3 protein-coding genes and 1 pseudogene are annotated in these 2,748 nt (G+C 65.5%); all 4 read right to left on the bottom strand.

Annotated features, from left to right (window positions below):
* Positions 1–428, bottom strand: a pseudogene (locus WBF82_RS20085) (phosphatidylinositol mannoside acyltransferase); the annotation flags it as partial.
* Positions 429–466: 38 nt separating this feature from the next.
* On the bottom strand, positions 467–1,123 hold the full coding sequence (pgsA, locus tag WBF82_RS20080; RefSeq protein ID WP_424384688.1) for a phosphatidylinositol phosphate synthase: 657 nt from the start codon (positions 1,121–1,123) through the stop codon (positions 467–469).
* A 44-nt stretch (positions 1,124–1,167) separates the two neighbouring features.
* Positions 1,168–1,719 (bottom strand): HIT family protein, encoded by a 552-nt coding sequence (locus WBF82_RS20075; protein ID WP_424384687.1) that lies wholly within the window; start codon positions 1,717–1,719, stop codon positions 1,168–1,170.
* Positions 1,712–2,748: threonine--tRNA ligase (thrS, locus tag WBF82_RS20070; protein WP_424384686.1), on the bottom strand; the 1,037-nt coding region annotated here is incomplete at its 5' end. The genes WBF82_RS20075 and thrS, both read right to left, overlap by 8 nt.

The following is a 2,748-nucleotide window of genomic DNA, read 5'->3' as shown; positions in this document are numbered from 1 at the left end:
GGTTTGAGCCGCTCGGCGACGGTGGTGAACTTGCCGCGAGTCTGGGCCATCCATACCCCGGCCATGTCCCAGTTGCCGCTGTGCGGCAACGCCAGCACCGCGCCGCGGCCCGCCGCCAGCGCTGCGTCCACATGCTCGTCGCCCACAACGGTTTCGGCGATCTCTTCGCCGATCGCGTGGTGATCCATCGTCGGCAACCGGAATGCCTCGCGCCAGTAGCGGGCATAGGACGCCAGCGACGCCCGCATCAGGCTGCCGGGCACGTCTTTCGGTGCAACCCCGATGACGCGCGCCAGATTCTTACGCAGTTGAGCGGGTCCGCCGTTACGCGACGCGTAGAGCGCTCCAGCGTGAAAAGCGTTGCGCGCAGCCAATTCCGGCATCGCACGCACCGCCATCCACCCGGCGGCGTATCCCCAGTCGGTCATCCGTCCACTCAGCGGAAAGTCGCTGATACCAGGAATTTTCACGGCTCGGGTTCCGCCCGTCCGTCAGCCGGGGGCATCGGATCGGCCGCGCCGGGCGAATGTCGCACGGTGTGCAACCGCTGAGCGCAGGTGATCATGCTGGCCACGGCAAGCAGCCACATCGCCACGTGCAACGCCCACGGCAACGGAAACACCGGCAGGTCCGACAAACCCGCGCCGACGAGCACGATGATCAGCCGTTCCGGTCGTTCGATGAAGCCGCCGTCACCGCGCAGCCCGCTGGCTTCGGCGCGGGCCTTGATGTATGAGATCACCTGCGAGGTGACCAAACAGATCAGCGTCGCCACCACCAGCCACGGGCGGTGTAGGCCGAAAGCCGCCCACCACGCCAGCCCGCAGAACACCGCACCGTCGCTGATGCGGTCGCAGGTGGCGTCCAGCACGGCGCCGAACCGGCTGCCGCCGCCGCTTTCTCGCGCCATCGCCCCGTCGACCAAGTCGAACATCACGAAAAACCAAATCACCATCGTGCCGGCGAACAGCCGGCCGGTGGGAAACAGCGTCAGCGCCGCCAACACCGCGGCGGCGGTGGCGATGATCGTGACGCCGTCGGCGGTGAAGCCGGCCCGCAGGAACCCCCGGGCCACCGGCGTGGTGACCCGCGCGACGCCCTCACGCGATAGCAGCCTACTCAATGGCGCCGCTCCTCATCGCTACGCTTTGCATCGTCGCCGGCGCGTCACGGTTGCTTCTCCCACTCGGTGGCCAGCAGAAGACGGGTGTCGCGCAGCAACTGCGGGATGACCTTGGAGTCGCCGATGATCGTGATGAAGTTGGCGTCGCCGCCCCACCGCGGCACCACATGCACGTGCAGATGTTCGGCCAGCGACCCGCCCGCCGACGCACCCAGGTTCAAACCGACGTTGAAGCCGTGCGGCCGAGACACTTTCTTGATGACGCGAATCGCCTTCTGCGTAAATGCCATCAGCTCGGCGGTCTCCTTGTCGGTGAGATCCTCCAGTTCGGATACCCGCCGATACGGCACGACCATCAAATGCCCGGGGTTGTATGGGTAGAGGTTGAGAACGGCGTAGACCAATTCGCCGCGGGCGACCACCAGACCGTCCTCGTCGGGAAGCTGCGGGATGTCGGAGAACGGCTGTGAGCGGTCGCTGATGTCCTGCTTCAGCGGCCCCTCGGCCAGGTAGCTCATCCGGTAGGGCGTCCACAATCGCTGGAGGTGGTCGGCCTCACCGACTCCCTTATCGACGATCGCGTCGTCTTCAGCCACGGTTGTGCACCTTGAGCAAATCGGCAGTGGGCGCAGCGTTTTCGCGGTCAGCAATCCACTTGACAATCGCGGCCACCGCATCGTCGCGTGGAACCCCGTTGATCTGGGTGCGGTCACCGAACCGGAAACTCACCGCGCCGCCTTCGACGTCGCGATCCCCGGCCAGCAGCATGAACGGCACCCGCTGATTGGTGTGGTTGACGATCTTCTTGGCCATCCGATCGTCGCTGGAATCCACCTCGACCCGAACACCATGCGACTTCAGCTGCGCGGCAACGTCTTCCAGATACCGCACATGGCCGTCCGCCACCGGAATGCCGACCACCTGAACGGGCGCCAGCCATGCCGGAAAAGCGCCGGCGTAATGCTCAGTGAGGATGCCGAAGAACCGCTCGATCGAGCCGAACAGCGCGCGGTGGATCATCACCGGACGCTGCCGCGAACCGTCGGCGGCGGTGTATTCCAGCTCGAAACGCTCCGGGAAGTTGAAGTCGACCTGGATGGTCGACATCTGCCAGCTGCGGCCCAGCGCGTCGCGGGCCTGCACGGAGATCTTCGGTCCGTAAAAGGCTGCGCCGCCCGGGTCGGGCACCAGTTCCAGTCCCGATTCCGCGGCCACTTCGGCCAGCGAGTTGGTGGCTTGCTCCCACATCTCGTCGGAGCCGACGAACTTCTCCGGGTCCTTGGTGGACAGCTCCAGATAGAAGTCCTCCAAGCCGTAGTCGGCGAGCAGATCAAGCACGAAGCGCAACAGCGACGCCAGTTCGTCGTGGAGTTGCTCGCGGCTGCAAAAGATGTGCGAATCGTCCATGGTGAACCCGCGGGCCCGCGTCAGCCCGTGCACCACACCGGATTTCTCGTAGCGGTAGACGGTGCCGAACTCGAAGAGCCGCAACGGAAGCTCGCGATACGACCGTCCCCGCGACCGGAAGATCAGCGTGTGCATCGGGCAGTTCATCGGCTTGAGGTAGTAGTCCTGCCCCGGCTTGCGCACCGCGCCGTCTTCGTCGTATTCGGCGTCGAGGTGCA

This window comes from Mycobacterium sp. (assembly GCF_049673265.1).
Lineage (GTDB): Bacteria > Actinomycetota > Actinomycetes > Mycobacteriales > Mycobacteriaceae > Mycobacterium.
This window is presented reverse-complemented; position numbering and strand designations above follow the sequence as displayed.